Origin of the sequence: Marinitoga aeolica, from assembly GCF_029910535.1 — a bacterium.
Taxonomy (GTDB): Bacteria; Thermotogota; Thermotogae; order Petrotogales; family Petrotogaceae; genus Marinitoga; species Marinitoga aeolica.
Genome location: NZ_CP069362.1, coordinates 450,206 through 468,402, shown reverse-complemented (window position 1 = coordinate 468,402; position 18,197 = coordinate 450,206). Strand labels below are relative to the sequence as shown.

Here is an 18,197-nt window from a genome sequence, read left to right as displayed (position 1 = left end):
GAAGATGCCCAGTATATTGGCTCATATACTATATTCTATGAAATATTCACAAAAAATATGGGGTCCTGAATTATATTTAGGGGCACAGGGGCCAGATGTATTTTTTTATGCAAATGAAGGGAAATATAAGAGAATAGGTGATGAACTGCATAAATTAAATTCAGATGATTATAGGGAATTAATGAAAAATTTTCCTGAGAATTTTTATTATGGGTTTATTTCTCACATGGAATTAGATGAAAAATTACATCATATAATTAATTCTTATTATTCTGAGTCTATATTACACACCAAATTTGAATATAATTTTGATGAGATTTTGTCCTTACGCTTTTTAGGGACACATTTTATTGAAAATAAATGGTGGAAAATATTAAAAGTAAATAATATAGAAAAGATATCAAAAAACTTTGATTTGATGTTGGAGAAGGAATTTGGTGTGAAAGGAATTAGTTATAAATATGCATATGAAAAAATGTTGAAAAATATAAGAATATTATTCGAATATCCGAAATTTAAAAAAAATATTTTAGCTAAATTTTTAAAAATTTTTGGAAAAGATTATACTTATTTGTATCCTGAAATATCTGATAAAGATAAGGATAAATTGTTTCAACTTGAAAAAGAATTTCTTTTGACTCTTAAGGGGGATTGATAAAATGAAAGTTTTAGGTTTAATTTTAGCTGGTTCATCTACAAGCGGTATTAAAGAGTTAACCAAGAAAAGAGCAAGTGCAGCAGTACCTATTTTTGGTAAATACAGGGCTATAGATTTTACATTGAGTAATTTTGTGAATTCTAAAATAAAAAAAGTAGGAGTACTAACTCAGTATTATCCAAGAAGTTTAATGGATCATCTTGGAAGTGGTAAAGAATGGGATCTGGACAGAAAAACAGGTGGATTATTTATATTGCAGCCATATTTTAAAAATAAAGAAGAAATACCTGTTTATAAAGGAACTGCTGATGCAATATTTCAAAATATGACATTGTTAAGAAGAGGCGATGAAGATTTTGTTTTAATTGGATCAGGAGATCATATATATAATTTTGATTTTACAAAATTATATCATTATCATTTGTTAAATGCTGCAGATATTACTATTTTAACCAAAGAGTGTACTAATGACGAACTTATTAATACATATGGTCAGGTAGTGACAGATGAAAATGGAAGAATTTTAGAATTTCATGAAAAACCAACGGAAACAATATCTAATAGGATATCATTGGGAGTATATTTTATAAACAAAGCATTATTAATAGAATTACTATATACATCAATACCTAATGGTGGCAAAGACATTGTAAGTGATATTATACAGCCTAATTTGAAAAAATTAAGAGTTTTTTCATATAATTTTGATGGGTATTGGTCAAACATAAAAAAATCAATAAAAGCATATTACAATACAAATATGGATATTCTTAAAGATGAAGTAAGAAAAGAATTATTTTATTCAAACAAAATATATACTAAATTAAAAGATTATGCGCCACCTAAAATTAATATTAATGCGAATATTCAAAATGCATTTGTTGCTGATGGTACGATAATAAATGGAACTGTAAAAAATTCTATAGTTTCCAGAGGTGTAAGAATAAAAGCAGGGGCTATTGTTGAAAATTCGATAATATTACAGGATACTATTATATCTGAAGGAAGTGTTATAAAAAATGCTGTTATAGATAAAGATTGTAAAATTAGAGAAGGGAAAAAAGTTATAGGTGAAGATAAAATATTAGTAGTAGAAAAAGGCACGATTATATAGGGGGGATGAAAATGAATGTTGTAGCTTTAATATTAGCAGGCGGTCAGGGAACCAGACTTGGAGCTATTACTGAATATCTTGCAAAACCGGCAGTTCCGTATGGCGGTAAGTACAGAATAATAGATTTTGCTTTGAGTAATTGTGTTAATTCAGGAATATATAATGTAGGAGTCTTAACTCAGTATAGACCACATGTATTAAATAAACATCTTGGTATAGGTAAACCATGGGATCTTGATATAAAATCTGGAGGATTAACTATTCTACCTCCATATGTAAGCAATACCGATCAATCGTGGTATAAAGGAACAGCAGATGCTATTTATCAAAATATAGAATATATTGATAGTTATGATCCGGATTTTGTTGTAATATTGTCTGGTGATCATATATATAAAATGGATTATAATGAAATGATAGATTATCATATAGAAAAAGGTGCAGACGCTACTATAGCCTGTATGGAAGTGCCAATAAGCGAAGCATATAGGTTTGGTATTATGGTTACAGATTCTTTTGGTGAAATAATGGAATTTCAGGAAAAACCTTCAGAACCGAGAGGGAACCTGGCTTCTTTGGGTATTTATGTATACACATGGCCAATTTTAAAAAAATTATTGATTGAAGATTCGAGAGATCCTAATTCTGAACATGATTTTGGAAAGAATATTATTCCAAAAATGTTAGAGAATAAAAATAAATTATATGCATTTAATTATGAAGGATATTGGAGAGATGTTGGGACATTACAATCTTATTGGGAGTCTAATCTTGAGTTATTAGGTCCAATGCCTATGTTAAATATACATGATGTAAATTGGAAAATATATACCCAATCAGAAGAATTACCGCCAGCCTTTATATCAAAAGAAGCAAATTTATCCGGGTCTTTAATTAGTGAAGGTTGTGAAATATATGGGGAAGTCTATAACTCTGTATTGTTTCAGGGCGTAGTTGTGGAAGAAGGAGCGATTATTAAAGATTCAGTAATAATGAATAAGGCAGTAATAAGAAAAGGAACATATATTGATAAAGCTATAATTTGTGAAAATACTGAAATTGGTGAAAATGTAAAAATAGGAGTAGGGGAATTTAAAGAAAACGAGTTTAATAAAAAGGTTTATAATACTGAGATAACTTTAATAGGATTTAATGTGAAAATTCCGTCAAATATAAATATTGGGAAAAATGTCATTATAGGAAATTATATAAGAGAGTTTACAGGTGATATACCTTCTGGAGGGTATATAATTTAGGGAGGCGGAACAATGGATTTTTATGCTGTGAAGTTTTTTGCAACATCTTCATTAACAGCTGAAGTAATAGTAGGTTACATGTTTGGAAAACAAAAAGGAACTCCTGAATATAAAGTTTTATCTATACCTAAATCAAAACTCCCAAAATTTGAATTACCAGATATAAATTTGTCTTATATTGAATATAAATCTAAATTAGAAGAATTATATTATACAGCTATAAAAGATTCGACTGTATTAGATTTAAATAAACAATTTTTAGCTTTTGTTCAATCTACTATAAAACGTTATGGTGCTGAAATAATAAATGCAAAAATGTTTTTAGGCGTAAGGGACTCAGATGTGGCTATAATAAAAGCTATATTATCTGAAATCTTTGAGGAATGGGAAGGAGAAGTTAATTTAAGAATAGTTGCGGAAAAATTAACTTATCAGGATTTAGTATGGTTGATGACGCAAAATAGAAGTTTTAGTGAAAAAGAAAAATCTTATCTAAATAGGGTTGACGTATTATCCTCTCCTGAAGTATTACCCCTTTCAGATCCATTAAATGGTATGACTATAAATAATCTTGATGTTGGAGATCCGGTTTATTCATTGATTATAGATCCAGTAGAGCCCGCAAATTTAAATAGATTAAAAGAACTTTATCCAGATAAATTTGATGAAAGTGGGAAAAATCTTTTACCAATAGAATCTAAATTAATAGCTAAAGAGTTAATTCCTGGAACTGATTATTATTTTATAAAAATGGATCTTGGAAGTGGTATTATAGGCAAAGCTGTTATATCAAAAAATTTAAAAATGATGGTAGATTCCAATAAAATAGAAGAAATGCATAGGAAAAGAGAAGAATATTTTAATCCTCCGGAAGATAAAATAATAGGGGATATATTAAAAGATTCTATTGCAGGATTAAAAAGAGAGGCAAATCTTCCAGAAAATAAAGTAAAAAGTAGTGATATATTAATTATTTTTGGATTATCTATAGGATTAATAATAGGAGCAATCTTATTGGGAATTTGGTTAGGAGTATTTTAATGAATATACATTCCCTAATTTTAATAATTTCTTTAATAATTATAGGTATTGTATTTAACTTAGTTATGATAAATTATCTATATATAAATGCAATATATAGAAAAAATGTATTTAAGAAAGATCTGGAAGAAATAAATAAAATAGAAAATAGTTTGTATAATAAAAATTATAGTGAGGAGATTATTTATAATACTAATTCAGCAACATTGATAAAAATTACCTTTGATGATAATATAGAAGGGGTTATTATTCAGGAGGAATAAAATGAAAGTTAAATTATCATACGCGACAGCTGTTTTGTTAGGTCTTAAAAAGGGAAAAATTCAATTTGAAATGCCAACAGCTTATTTAATGTTAGGAGAAAAGTGCATATATAATTGTAGTTTTTGTGCTCAAGCTAGAGAAGCTAAATCGGATAAGGACTACTTGTCGAGAATTAAATGGCCAGAATATTCATTAATTGAATTTATGTCAAAAGTAAAAGAAAATAACCCGTTTAAGAGATTCTGCATTCAAGTGGTAAACTCTGAAAATTATTTTGAAAATTTAAAGAATTTTTTGTGTGAAATAAAAGGATTAAATGTTTTAAAAGCGGTATCCTTACGACCAAAAAATATGGAAGAAGTAGATGAGATATTTAAATATGATATAGATAATCTGGGGATATCAATAGATTCTGCAAGTAAAGAATTATTTTCTAAAATAAGAGGGGGGAGTTTTGACTCTCTCTTTAGCATTTTAATAGAATCTTCAAAAAAATATCCAGGTAAAATAACAACACATATAATAGTTGGTTTGGGTGAAACTGATGAAGAATTGGTAAACTTAATGCTTGAAATGAAAAAGTATAATATTTTAGTTTCTTTATTTTCGTTCACACCAATCAAAGGAACGGAATTTGAAAATGTGAAGCCTCCTTCATTGGAAAGGTACAGAAAGATACAATTTGCAAGAGAAATAATAGAAAAATATGATGTAAGTAAAAATGATTTTGGTTTTATTAATGGTGTTTTGATAAAATTACCAGATGTAGAAATATCGGTGGAAGAAGCAATTAAAACAAGTGGATGTAGTTATTGCACCAGACCATATTATAATGAAAAACCAAATAAAGTATTATATAATGTACCACAAAAGAGGAAATATTGAAAGGAGGAAGGAAATGGCTCTATTAACTTTTAAGGGAGGAGTTCATCCGCCTGAAAAGAAGGAATTGGCAGAACATAAAGAAATTAAGGTTTTGCCATTGCCAGAAAAAGTATATATTTATACTACAAACCACATAGGAGCACCAGCAAAAATTTTAGTAGAGCCTGGTCAGAAGGTAAAAACCGGGCAAAAAATAGGAGAAGCAAATGGTTTTATTTCCGCAAATATTCATTCTTCTGTGACTGGTGAGGTAGTAGAAATCACTAAGATGACTAATGCAGCAACAGGAATGAAAAATGATGTAATCGTTATTCAAAGAACAGGAGAAGATGAATGGGAGTTAATTCAAAATCATGGTGATTATACAAAAAAATCGCCAAAAGAAATAGTTGAAATTGTAAAAGAAGCTGGAATAGTTGGTTTGGGTGGAGCTATGTTTCCATCACATGTAAAAATGTCAATTCCAGAGGGTAAAAAAGCAGAATATTTAATAATAAATGCTGCCGAATGTGAACCATATATCACAATAGACCATAGAATGATGTTGGAAAGGTCTAAAGAAATCGTTAAAGGTATAAAAATTATTATGCATGCAACAGGAGTTAAAAAAGCTTATATTGGTATTGAGAGTAACAAGCCAGATGCAATAGAAAAAATGAAAGAAGCTGTATCTGGAGAACCAATAGAAGTTAAAGTGTTAAAGACAAAGTATCCACAAGGAGCAGAAAAGCAATTAATATATGCAGTTACAAAAAAAGAAGTTCCATCTGGAGGATTACCATTAGATGTTGGAGCAATAGTTTTTAATGTTTCAACAACATATGCAATATATGAGGCTGTTGAAAAAGGGAAACCTTTAGTAGAAAGAGGTATTACATTAACAGGCGAAGGCGTAAAAAATCCTGGTAATTTTATATACAGAATAGGTACTTTAGCGAAAGATTTGTTAGAACATGTTGGATTAGTTGAAGAAGAAAAAATAGATAGAATTTTATATGGTGGTCCAATGATGGGAATACCACTACCTAATATTGAATTGCCAACATTTAAAGGGAATAACGCTTTAACTGTAATGACAAAGGAAGTAGCACCTAAAAAAGAGTTATATCCATGTATTAGATGTTCTAAATGTGTTCAGGTATGTCCAATAAATTTAATGCCATATTTATTAAAAATGCAAGTAGAAAAGAGAGAATATGACAAAGCTTTAGAATATGGATTAATGGATTGTATAGAATGTGGATCATGTTCTTATGCATGTCCTGCAGGGATTGAATTAGTAAAAACATTTAAAACTGGCAAAAAGGTAGCAAGAGCTTTAAAAGGGAGGGCAAAAAAATGAAGTTGAATGTTGCAGCTGCACCACATTTGAGATCTAAAGATAGCGTAAGAGCTGTGATGGTAGATGTATTAATCGCCCTCATACCATCGTTTATAGTTTCTACATGGGTATTTGGATGGAGAGCTTTCTGGATCATGCTCTACACCATGCTTTTAGCAGAAGGTATGGAATTATTCATAATGAAAGTTTTAAGAAAGCAAAAGAATTTTAAACCAGATTTTAGTGCATCAGTTACAGGATTGTTATTGGCTATGAATCTGAGTTTAGCAGTAAATTGGTGGCAAATTCTTATAGGAACATTTGCTGCTATTGTATTGGGAAAACATGTATACGGTGGTTTAGGTAAAAATGTATTTAATCCCGCATTAGTTGGAAGGGTTTTTATGTTAATATCCTTCCCTGTTGCTATGACAACTTGGTATAGGCCATTTTATTTTAAATATGATACTATTACAACAGCTACACCTTTAGCTATTTTGAAGGAAAAAGGTGTTTCAACTTTGGCTAATTGGCCAGATTATCCTATTAATTTAAAAACTTTATTTATAGGAACAGTACCAGGTTCTATAGGTGAAGTGAGTGCATTGGCATTAATAATAGGTTTTATATATTTAGTTCTTAGGGGAAGAATAAAAATCTGGATTCCTATAACTTATATTTCAACAGTATTTGTAATTTCATCAATTTTTTATTTAGCTGATCCAACAAAATATGCATCACCATTATTCCACTTATTTGCAGGTGGATTAATGTTAGGTGCTTTATTCATGGCTACAGATATGGTAACCAGTCCTATGACTGTTAAAGGTCAAATTATATTCGGGTTAGGTTTGGGATTAATTACAATGACAATCAGACTTTTTGGAGGATATCCAGAAGGTGTATCTTTCTCAATCTTAATTATGAACGCATTTGTCCCATTGATTGATATATACGCAAAACCACGTATTTTTGGTACAACAAGAGGTGGTAAAAAATGAAAGAATACATGAAAACAGGATTTATATTGATGTTATTTATTGTAATTTCAGGGTTTATTGTCTCTTTAGTATATGTATCAACTAAACCAGCTATTGATAATGCTGAATTACAGGCTAAATTAAAGGCTATTAAAAAAGTTTTACAAGATTCTAGAGGTGAAGGGTTATTAATAGATCAAAAAGATATTCCAACATCATCAAAAGAATTAAGTTCAGCTATTTGGGACTCTAATGAAAATGGTGTGGTTTATTCCAATGGGAAATCGAAGGTTTATTCTCCAGTATATAAATATGTAAATTCAAAAGGTCAGGAAATATATATTTTAACAGTATCAAGTATAGGTTTTGGTGGAGAAGTTATTTCTGTAGTATCTTTTGTGAAAGATAAAGAATTATATTTTAATAATTTGGAAGTAATCTCATATTCTCAAGAGACACCAGGTTTAGGGGCTAATATTGCTGAAGAAAAGGTGAAAGAAAGATTCTATCCAATTTCTTATAAAGGATTAATTAATGGTGTAAAAGTAAATAAAGATGCAGGAGTTATTTTAAGTACACCAGAACAAATAAAAGAAGGAAAAGAAAAAGGTATAGTTCAAACAAGTGATATAATGACAGGTGCAACAATTACGCCAAGAGCTGTTGCAAATTCAATAAATGTAGGGTTTGAATACCTCAAATCCAAAGGGGTGATTCAATAATGGCTGATATAAAAAATTTAAAAGCAGGATTGTTCCAGCAAAATCCTACTTTCATACAGGTTTTGGGTATGTGTCCAACACTTGCTACAACAACAAATGCAGAAAATGCTTTAGGGATGGGGTTAGCAACATTAGCTGTTTTGATTTTATCTAATATAGTAGTATCATTAATAAAAAAATTGGTACCTAAAAATATAAGAATTCCTATTTACATAGTAGTTATTGCTTCATTTGTTACAATGGTTGATTTGTTAATGCACGGATATACATATGATTTATGGAAGACTTTAGGACTATTTATTCCATTGATAGTTGTTAACTGTATAATTTTGGGAAGAGCTGAATCGTTTGCTTCAAAAAATAGTGTATTAGATTCTATATATGATGCTTTAGGTATGGGATTAGGTTTTACAGGTTCATTAATATTATTGGGATCAGTTAGGGAATTATTAGGAAATGGTACAATCTTTGGATTACCTATCTGGGGAGACGCAATGAAATTATATGTTATGATACTTCCACCAGGAGCATTTTTAGTATTAGGTATGTTACTAGCAATGTTTAATACGATTGGAATACATAATAGAAATAAGGCAAAGGCTGGTGAGAAGAAATGAAGCTATTTTTCATATTTCTTTCAGCAATTCTAGTAAATAATTTTGTTTTATCAAAATTTTTGGGTATATGTCCGTTTTTAGGTGTTTCAAAAAAGATAAGTTCTGCTTCAGGAATGTCAATGGCTGTTATATTTGTTATGGTTTTATCCAGTATCATAACCTGGTTTTTAAACTTATTATTAGTGAAAATGGGGTTAGAATTTTTAACAACAATAGTATTTATATTGGTTATAGCAACGTTAGTTCAATTTATAGAATTCTATATTAAAAAGGTTTCACCAAACTTATATGAAGCTTTAGGGATTTATCTACCATTAATCACGACCAATTGTGCTATTTTAGGTTTAGCTTTAATTAATGTAATGAATAAATATACATTAATGGAAACTATTATAAATTCATTAGGTGCAGGATTTGGTTTTGGTATGGCTTTAATAATTTTTTCTGCTATTAGAGAGAGAATGGATTATTATGATGTTCCTGAGCCATTTAAAGGTACAGCTATTGCTTTGATTACTGCTGGATTGCTATCAATGGCTTTTATGGGATTCTCTGGTCTCATAAAAATATAAGGGAGGAGTTTTTATGTCTATAGTTATAAATGCAGTAATATTACTTGCAATATTAGGTTTTTCAGCTGGAGCTTTTTTAGCTTTTGCGGAAAAGAAATTTGAAGTAAAAGAAGATGTTAGAGTAGTTTTTGCAGAAAACTTGCTACCTGGGATAAATTGTGGAGCTTGTGGATATCCTGGATGTTCAGGATTTGCAAAAGGTTTTGTTAATGGGGAAGTAAAAGCAGATGGATGTTTACCTGGAAAAAGGCAAGGAGTACCTGAAAAATTGACAAAGTTATCAAAAATGTCAGATGATGAATTAAATAAAATCTGGGAAGAAATTGGAGAAGATCCAGATAAAATAAAAGAGAAATTTTAAAAAATTAAGGAGCTTATAAGCTCCTTAATTTTTCTATTAATAGATTTTTGAAAACAGCAACATTTGAATCATCTTTATATTCTATTATAAAATTTATCCAATTATAAAATATATGGAAATCATTTTTAATCAGATAATTCTTTAATATATTTATTTTATCAGGGTTAAAATTATTTAATACGTCAATAGATAAAGCAATTATTTCTTTAATATATTTATTTGCTTGACTTACTGTATATTCGCTTTCAATTAATTTTGTTAAGTATAAATTTTTAAGATTATTAAGATCATAATTCTTTATAAAGTCTATATAATCCACGGAAATTTCAATTTTAATGATTAAATCAGAATCATTTTGGTTCAAAAATATAATTCCTTTTAAATCTTTTATATATTTCTTAATTAACATAATATCATATAATTTTATATCTGTTTTGTCCAGGGGAATTTGTTTGTTTAATAATAAGATATAATCATTAAAAATATTATCTTTGTCAATTATCTTAACTTCTAATACGCCGCTTTTTATTAAAGAGTAAGAGATAATAATATTTCCGCTTTCTTTTTCTTTAAGAATAAGCGTTAGTATTTTATATAATACTTTATATAGTTTATCTTTATTCGAAAAAACAATAGAGTTTTTTATATTCATATGCTTCTTTATATTAACTGTTTTTTTACTAAGATAAAAAGATAAAAAGTAAACAAGTTCACTATGAAATTTATTTATATCAAAAAACTCAAAACAATTTTGCACAAATTTATCTGAGCTGAAGAAAAAAGCATTTTTAAATTCTTCCATTAAATAATTAATCTCAGAAATATTTTTTATTATTAAGCTTTTTTCTATATCCTTTGATAGCTTTATATTTAAAGAATTAATAAGATTTTGAATAGGGGTATTAATGGAAAAAATAAGATCATTTATCAAAGAATTATTCTTATTTTCTATTTGTTTAATATGAATTTTTAATTCGGAAATTTTATTTTCTTTGTTTTTTAAGGTGTTAATTATATTGTCTATTTTTTCTTTTAAAGAAATACCAATATCTGTATTTAATTTAATATTCTTTTTATTATTTCCATTAATAGAATTTAATATTAAATTAAGATCTTTTATAGAATAAAAATAATTTTTTTTCAAAATCAGAAATAGAATAAAAAATAGTATAGAATTAACAATAATATATAAAGATAATTTATCCATAAATAATATATTTAAATTTTTATCTGGAACAATATAAAACAACATTTTTTTATAGGGGATAAAGATTTGAATTGCTGATTTAATAGAATCAGAGGAATTTGTATAAAAATTGTTTTTAAAAAATAATTTATTATTGTATTTTAAAATTATATTACTATTTGAAATTAAATTAAGATAATCAATATATTCAAGTAGACTATAGGTATAAATATATTTCTTATTTTTTATTTCAATTTCACTATAGAAGAAATTATTATCATTAATATTCTTAAAATCAGAATATATAATCTTATCGTTTTGATATATGGCTAACTTAAATGGCTTAAATGTAAACTTCTGATAATTTATATAATGCTCGATATTTTTCTTTACTTTTTCATCCAATTGAAATATTGTATTTTTTAGATAATTTTTCAAATTTTTTTGTTCATAATTATCAATGTCTATTTTTATCAGGAAGATTAATGAAATGAAAGACAATACAATGAATAAATAAATAAGCATAAGTTGTTTGAATGAATTTTTCATATTTTCACCTCAAAGACTAAACTAATATATATATTTAAATTATAACACAAATAAAAAAAACGGATCCAACGGATCCGCTAAATGTCTATCCATCTATTTCAGGGGGGGATAGGGGGATTTTCTTTTTACAACAATAGTATACAAAAATAAATGTTACTTTTCAATACTTGAATATTAATTGTGAATTTTCAAACGTAACAAAAAAGGTAGTTATGTAAATTTCATTTTTTCAATGATGGAATAAGTAAAACTGTCATAGCCCATACTATAGAAATTCCCAGAACCATAGTTAAACTGAACTGTTTGAGTAATTCTCCACGCGATAACTGAAAAGTAATGAAAGATGATATTGTGGTTAAAAAAGATAATGTAGTGGCTTTTAATGTATGCCAGTAATGAACCTTATCTTCGTCAATAGCATGGAAAATATGTATATAACCATCAACCCCTATTCCAAATATTAAGGGGAGTGAAATTATCGTTAAAAATGTTGCTTTAATGTCAAGAAAGTAAATAACTCCAAAAGCTGATAAATTTGTGAATATTAATCCAAATATAGATATTATAGTTTCTTTAAGCGACTTTCTTGAAAAAAATGTGAGTATACCTATCATAAATACTGAAAATAATATTACATAATAAAATCTGCTTTCAATAATATACATCAATTTATATAATGCTTTTTTATTACCTAAAAAACGATTCAAATATTTATTCAAAGAGTCAAAAAAATATTTCATACCATTATTTGAATTTAAATCAATAGAAGGGGTGACATATACAATAAAATAATCCTTACCATCTTTATTAATTAAAATGTTTTTTCTTAAATTTTCAGGTATTAATTCGGTTATTCCTACTATAAAATCTTTTTCGTTTTTTGATTTGGTAGCTAAGTCTATAATTTTCAAAGTTTCTGAATAAATTCCATACTTTTTTAAAACTGCAACAGCAAACGGGTCATTTACTAATTCAGATATTTCCTTAGTTTTAATCTTTAGTTTTTCGAAATCCCCTAATTGCTTTTTCAATATATCCAAATAACTTTCCACTTTAGAGACATATGGAGATTTTTTTAAATCCTCGATTATTTTTTTTGAATCTTCATCTATTCTAACAATAAATTGCATCTCATTGAATAAAGATGTACCAAAATGGTTTGCAATATCTTTGAAAACTTTTGTACTTTCCGCATTTGTTGGAGCAAGTCCGGGAGGAGTATATGAAAAATTAGAAAAATTAATTATACCAAATATAGAAAAAACGATAACAAAAAATGAAAGAAAGGTTAAAATAAATTTTCTACGTTTAGGAATCCATCTCCCGAGTTTTTGAAACCAGATATTAATTTTATTTTCCCTATATGTTTTAAGAATAATATTTCTAAATGGATAAAATGTAATAGGCGTAATAAATATCATTATTATTGCAAAAACAAATAATCCAATACTACTAATTAAAGCCATTTGTGTAAATGCAGGTAATTTCATGAATATTAAAGATAAAAATACAAATATTGTTGTTAGTACACCGAAAATAACGGGTATCAATACTGTTTCATAGGTTATAGCTAATGCTTCAATGTAATTTTTTCTTTCTTTAAATTCCGTGATCAAACGACTTGTAATGTGAATTCCATAATCTATACCCAAACCTAATGTTATAGCTGCAACAAAAGAAGTTAATATGTTAAATTCTTTAAATACGATGGTAGATAATCCTAAAGTAACCCCTACAGAAATTAATAAACTAACAAAAACCAAAATTGTAGTAATTATATTTCCAAATGTGATGTAGAAAATAATAATAATCAATATAATAGATAAATATGTGGTAATGGAAAAATCAAAAGAAACAGTTTTATTAGCTTCATATGAATATATGTAAGCTCCAGTTAGCCCTGTTTTTATAGAATAGTCTTGATTTATAGAGGCTAAGACTCTTTTTACTTTAGGTATAATTTTATTTACAAAAGCAAGATTTGAAGTAGGCTCTTTAAATGTAACCCCCATTACCATAATTTTTTTATCTGGTGATAAAGTGTAGTAACCCAACATAGGATCAGTTTCTTTAGAACTTTCAAAATTTTTGTTTAATTTATCTAATAAATATATAGTATCATTAATATATTCAAATGATTTAAAATCATAAGGATTAATATCTGAAAAAGCATTAAATGTATCTTTTATATTATTCATTAATTCGTCAATTAATCTTGAATTAGAAACATTTAAAAATCCATAGGACAATAATAAAGAAACATCTGTTTTTGCTAAATCTTTAAATTCTGGCAAAGCTTTCATTCTGGTATAAAAGTCCAAAGCTAATTTTTTATGATCAATGTTATTGTTTATATAAAAAGCAACAATCATTACTTCAGATTCTGATTGTTGGGCTAATTCCTTTTTATATGAAATAGCAATAGGATCATCTTTTGGAAGTAATTCCAAAAGATCAGAATTTATTTTTAAGTTTTTTAAATTATATATAATACCAAAAGATAATATAAAGAATAATATTAATAACCATTTATAATTTTTTGTAAGAAATTCAGAGATTATTAAATATCTTTTTTTCATGATTTCATCTCCACAATATAATGTATATTAATATATCTATAAAAGTTCCTATAACTAAAGCATAAAAATTTTTATTTTTAAAATCTTTATATCCCTTTAATAATTCTATCCATATAAGTGGAATTACTAAATAATAATTAAAAAATGAAAAAAAACCTAATAATAAAATAGGTGAGAGAGAAAGCATATAATATGGGAAAATTATTCTAAAATCATTTATGGAGTAAAAAAATGATCTTAAAACATTATTAATGAATATGAAAAATATCAAAACAATGCTTTTTAAAATAAAAGCATATAAAGAAATATATTTGAAAAATGGTGAAAACCAAAAATAAAATAATATAATAAAACCAATAAAGATTGTATCATACTTGATATTTTTAATTTTATGGGGTAAAAAAAGAATTTTGAATATATTATTAAACATTAATGTATTCCTCCAGTATAAACTTTCATATCATAAATTACATTTATTCCCAATTCCACAAACACATTTAAAAGTGGACGAACGCCAGGATTATTCAGAATATTAGAATCCAGAATAATACCGTTTTCTTTTTTTAATTTTTCAAGAATTTCGGTTTTAAAAGAATACGGCTTATAATTTTCTTTATCCATAACAAAATATTTTAGTTTTAAAAAGCTCAATTCCTTTAAAGTTAACTTCGATAAATTAGTTACGGCAATTGTTGGATAATTTATCAATGTAAAATTTTTTGAATAAGCAATATTTTTATTTAATTGAAGACCATAAAAAGTTAGTTTTTCCTTATATTCTTTTAATGTTGAATCAAACGATTTTAATGTAGTTTTTAATTCATCATATATTTCATTATTAACTACAGCAATAGAAATATGATTATTGGAATAATTTATATGTATTTTCCCAATAAAAACTCCAAGGTCTTTAATAACAAAAAATATCCTCGATAAATTTTTGGATTCATTAATCATTGAGATTATATCATTTTTTATGTCATTATGATAGTTTTTTATAGAGTATGAAGGAATTGGCTCTCTGATAACAGTTTTTATATCATTTGTTCCAAATAAATAATATATAATAATACTTAATAAAAGAATGGTAATAGAAAATACTATTACCATTCCATATATTCTCAATTTATTTTCCTCCCATCTTCAAAACTTCAATAGCTTTTAATAATTGTAAATCATTTTCTAAATCAATAACTGCTTCAAAAGTTGTCGTGTTTTTAGCTTCCATTTGTTCAACATTCTTAATTTCTTTTTTTGGATTTTCTACAACAATATCAGGTTTTATTCCTTTCAAGTGGATATCATGGCCAGCAGGTGTAAAATAGTGTCCTATAGGTAACCAAACCTCTCCACCATTATCCAAAGGAATAGGTCTTTGAACTGCAGCTTTACCATATGTGGTTTTTCCTATTACAGTAGCTATCTTATTATCCTTTAATGCACCAGTTAAAATTTCAGATGCTGAAGCTGAAGATTTATTTACTAAAAGTACAATTGGTAATTTATCTAAAAAATCAAAATGTTCATATGTTTTAGGTTTTATAACTTCTTGGGATCCATCAAAATATCTTACAGTAACTATTGTTTTATCTTTTATAAACATACTTGCGATATCAATAGCAACGTTTAAAAATCCACCAGGGTTATTTCTAAGGTCCAGAATAATTCCATTAACATTTTCTTTTTCAATAGCCTTTAATGCTTTTTGCATTTCAGAAGCGCTTTTTTCTCCGAAATTTGTAAGTTTTATATATCCTATCTTATAATTATCACTATTAAAAACTTTATATTTTGCAGTAACAGTTTCTATTTTTTCCCTTACAAGCGTTATTTTCTTAGGTTCATCCCAACCATCTCTAAAAACTTCAATTTGTACAGTTGAACCAGGTTTCCCGCGCATCTTATTTACCGCTCCAATATAACCAATTTCTGATACAGGAGATCCATCAACACTTATGATTAAATCATCAGCTTGCAGACCAGCTTCATATGCAGGAGTTCCAATCATAGGACTAATTATTCTGACAGCTTTAAGTTTTGAATCATAACTTACTAATATTCCTAAACCTCCATATTCACCTGATTCTTCTATTTTACTTTCAGTTACCTGTTGAGAGTCTAAATACCATGCAAACGGATCATTTAATCCCTCAACTAAACCGTTTAAAGTAGAGTCAAGGACTTTATCATAATCGACTTTATCTTTTTCGTAATAAATATTATTGATATAATAAAGAAGTGTGTAAATAGGGTTTTGAAATTTTTCTAAATATAGTTTTTCAACGTCTTTTTGATTATTAGTATTTGCCCACAATAATACAAATGAAAAAATAATGAGTAATACTACAACGATATTCTTTAGCCTTTTGTTCAAAAAAATCGCTCCCTTCATATATTTGAGTTTTAATACTATTTTTTAATAATACTTAATATTTAAAAGTGCTTCTTCCGATAAATTCTCTAATAATTGATTTTCTTGGAATTTCTTCTAATTCTGTTATTGGTAAGAAATAATCAAGAAATTTTAATAATCTTTTTGCTTCAGAATATTCTTTGTTTTCATTTGTGACAGATAATAATAATGGTTCAGCAAATATCTTTAGTACCGAAAGTTCATAAATTAAATTTGAGTTAAACATAACATCTGCTTCTTCCTGATAAGGAAATATATTTCTATCTTCTCCTTTACGAACATTAGGCCACATTTTTAGTGTTGCAAGTGCAGAATGTCCTCTGAATTTGAAATCTCTTACGATTCTTCTTATTAGTCTTGTATCGGTTGTTGTAATTCTATTCATAGCATCAAGATTCATTTGAGTTAAGGCGCTAACATAGATTTTATATTTAAATTCTTTTGGAATGCTTTCAGTTAATATTTCGTTTAAGCCATGAATTCCTTCAATTATTAATATTTGATTATCATCAATTTTTATCTTTTTACCGCTTTTTAAACTTTTGCCATGTACAAAATCGAATTTTGGAAGTTCAATTTCCTCACCTTTTAATAACTTTTGTAAATGAGTATTGAAAAGTTCTAAATTTAAAGCATATATTGATTCAAAATCATAATTTCCATTTTCGTCTTTTGGTGTTTTTTCTCTATCAACAAAATAATCATCTAAAGAAATAGGTATAGGTTTTAAGCCGTTTACCTTTAATTGAAGAGCTAATCTTTTTGCAGATGTTGTTTTTCCAGAAGATGATGGCCCAGCAATCAATACTATTTTAACATTTTTTCTTTTGATAATTTCATCAGCAATTTGGGCATATTTCTTTTCATGCAAAGCCTCTGATACCCTTATTAATTCTATAACTTCATTTGGCCCTTTAGTAATTAATTCGTTCAATTCTCCTACTGTACTAACTTCTAATATTTTTAACCATTCTTTATATTCATTAAAAGTAAAAGAAAGTTTTGGGTAATGTTTGTATTCTGGTACCTTATCAGGGACCTGTGGAGTGGGATGCAATACTACAAAACCGTCGTCTACATCTTTTAAATCAAATTTGCATATATAGCCAGTGGACGGAGGCATATAACCGTAAAAGTAATTAAAATATTTATCACATATATATATATTAACCTTATCTTTTTTTCTGTATTTGAATAAATCAGATTTATCCTGTAAATCTACATTTTCAAACATTTTTATTGCTCTAAACTTACTCACGGTTGATTTTTCAAAAGGTAAATCTCTTTCTACATATTCTAACATTTTCTTCTTTAAATTTTCAAGTTTTTTTTGTGAAGGTTTTCCATTTCTTAATTCACAATAAAGGCCATTTCCTATAGAATGATGAACATATAATTTATCCTCTGGATATAAATCTTTTAAAGCCATATATAATAAATATAATACACCTCTTTGATAAATTCTAAATCCATCTAACGTAGAAGTATCAATTATTTCCACATTTCCTGAATCTTCAATATACTTATTTAATTCTTTAATATTATTATTATGCTTAACTGCTAATATGGGGAGAGAATGTGTTTTTTGAATCTCTTTTATAACGTCTATATATCTTTTCCCTTTTTCTACATATATAATTTCATCATTTAATTTCAATTCGTATCTCATATTGATTCCT

18 protein-coding genes are annotated in these 18,197 nt (G+C 27.1%); 12 read left to right on the top strand and 6 right to left on the bottom strand.

Going from position 1 to position 18,197, the window contains the following annotated elements:
- Positions 1-4 precede the first annotated feature (4 nt).
- The 12 genes from JRV97_RS02235 to JRV97_RS02180 are packed head-to-tail and all read left to right on the top strand — an operon-like array spanning position 5 to position 9,791.
- Positions 5-655, top strand: a complete 651-nt coding sequence (locus tag JRV97_RS02235; protein WP_280999797.1) for a hypothetical protein — start codon at positions 5-7, stop codon at positions 653-655.
- 4 nt (positions 656-659) lie between these two features.
- Positions 660-1,772, top strand: coding sequence for a glucose-1-phosphate adenylyltransferase subunit GlgD (gene glgD, locus JRV97_RS02230; protein ID WP_280999796.1), 1,113 nt, complete (start codon positions 660-662; stop codon positions 1,770-1,772).
- An 11-nt stretch (positions 1,773-1,783) separates the two neighbouring features.
- The gene (locus JRV97_RS02225) at positions 1,784-3,028 is read left to right on the top strand and encodes a glucose-1-phosphate adenylyltransferase (RefSeq protein ID WP_280999795.1); all 1,245 of its coding nucleotides are present in this window, start codon (positions 1,784-1,786) and stop codon (positions 3,026-3,028) included.
- Between the two features lie 12 nt (positions 3,029-3,040).
- Positions 3,041-4,069, top strand: coding sequence for a DUF4899 domain-containing protein (locus tag JRV97_RS02220; protein ID WP_280999794.1), 1,029 nt, complete (start codon positions 3,041-3,043; stop codon positions 4,067-4,069).
- A complete protein-coding gene (locus JRV97_RS02215) occupies positions 4,069-4,332 on the top strand; it encodes a hypothetical protein (RefSeq protein WP_280999793.1) in 264 nt (87 codons plus the stop codon). Before JRV97_RS02220 ends, JRV97_RS02215 begins: the two co-directional genes overlap by 1 nt.
- A 1-nt stretch (position 4,333) precedes the next feature.
- Positions 4,334-5,218 carry a radical SAM protein gene (locus JRV97_RS02210; protein ID WP_280999792.1) on the top strand — a complete coding sequence of 295 codons (885 nt, stop codon included), beginning with the start codon at positions 4,334-4,336 and terminating at the stop codon, positions 5,216-5,218.
- A 13-nt stretch (positions 5,219-5,231) separates the two neighbouring features.
- A complete protein-coding gene (rsxC, locus tag JRV97_RS02205; protein WP_280999791.1) occupies positions 5,232-6,560 on the top strand; it encodes an electron transport complex subunit RsxC in 1,329 nt (442 codons plus the stop codon).
- On the top strand, positions 6,557-7,540 hold the full coding sequence (locus JRV97_RS02200) for an RnfABCDGE type electron transport complex subunit D (RefSeq protein WP_280999790.1): 984 nt from the start codon (positions 6,557-6,559) through the stop codon (positions 7,538-7,540). Before rsxC ends, JRV97_RS02200 begins: the two co-directional genes overlap by 4 nt.
- On the top strand, positions 7,537-8,241 hold the full coding sequence (locus tag JRV97_RS02195; RefSeq protein ID WP_280999789.1) for an RnfABCDGE type electron transport complex subunit G: 705 nt from the start codon (positions 7,537-7,539) through the stop codon (positions 8,239-8,241). Before JRV97_RS02200 ends, JRV97_RS02195 begins: the two co-directional genes overlap by 4 nt.
- Positions 8,241-8,858 carry an electron transport complex subunit RsxE gene (rsxE, locus tag JRV97_RS02190; protein WP_280999788.1) on the top strand — a complete coding sequence of 206 codons (618 nt, stop codon included), beginning with the start codon at positions 8,241-8,243 and terminating at the stop codon, positions 8,856-8,858. Before JRV97_RS02195 ends, rsxE begins: the two co-directional genes overlap by 1 nt.
- Positions 8,855-9,430, top strand: coding sequence for an electron transport complex subunit RsxA (rsxA, locus tag JRV97_RS02185; RefSeq protein WP_280999787.1), 576 nt, complete (start codon positions 8,855-8,857; stop codon positions 9,428-9,430). The genes rsxE and rsxA overlap by 4 nt, the downstream gene beginning before the upstream one ends.
- A gap of 13 nt (positions 9,431-9,443) precedes the next feature.
- Positions 9,444-9,791, top strand: a complete 348-nt coding sequence (locus JRV97_RS02180) for a (Fe-S)-binding protein (RefSeq protein ID WP_280999786.1) — start codon at positions 9,444-9,446, stop codon at positions 9,789-9,791.
- A gap of 13 nt (positions 9,792-9,804) precedes the next feature.
- On the opposite strand, the gene JRV97_RS02175 is transcribed toward JRV97_RS02180, so the two are convergent.
- The 6 genes from JRV97_RS02175 to JRV97_RS02150 form a co-directional block, all read right to left on the bottom strand.
- Complete coding sequence (locus tag JRV97_RS02175; RefSeq protein WP_280999785.1) at positions 9,805-11,526, bottom strand: hypothetical protein; 1,722 nt, start codon at positions 11,524-11,526, stop codon at positions 9,805-9,807.
- A gap of 221 nt (positions 11,527-11,747) precedes the next feature.
- Positions 11,748-14,105, bottom strand: a complete 2,358-nt coding sequence (locus JRV97_RS02170; RefSeq protein WP_280999784.1) for an efflux RND transporter permease subunit — start codon at positions 14,103-14,105, stop codon at positions 11,748-11,750.
- A 4-nt stretch (positions 14,106-14,109) separates the two neighbouring features.
- A complete protein-coding gene (locus JRV97_RS02165; RefSeq protein WP_280999783.1) occupies positions 14,110-14,535 on the bottom strand; it encodes a hypothetical protein in 426 nt (141 codons plus the stop codon).
- Positions 14,535-15,230, bottom strand: a complete 696-nt coding sequence (locus tag JRV97_RS02160) for a hypothetical protein (protein ID WP_280999782.1) — start codon at positions 15,228-15,230, stop codon at positions 14,535-14,537. The genes JRV97_RS02165 and JRV97_RS02160 overlap by 1 nt, the downstream gene beginning before the upstream one ends.
- 1 nt (position 15,231) lies before the next feature.
- A complete protein-coding gene (locus tag JRV97_RS02155) occupies positions 15,232-16,479 on the bottom strand; it encodes a S41 family peptidase (RefSeq protein WP_280999781.1) in 1,248 nt (415 codons plus the stop codon).
- Positions 16,480-16,531: 52 nt separating this feature from the next.
- Positions 16,532-18,187, bottom strand: a complete 1,656-nt coding sequence (locus JRV97_RS02150; RefSeq protein ID WP_280999780.1) for a nucleoside kinase — start codon at positions 18,185-18,187, stop codon at positions 16,532-16,534.
- Positions 18,188-18,197 lie beyond the last annotated feature (10 nt).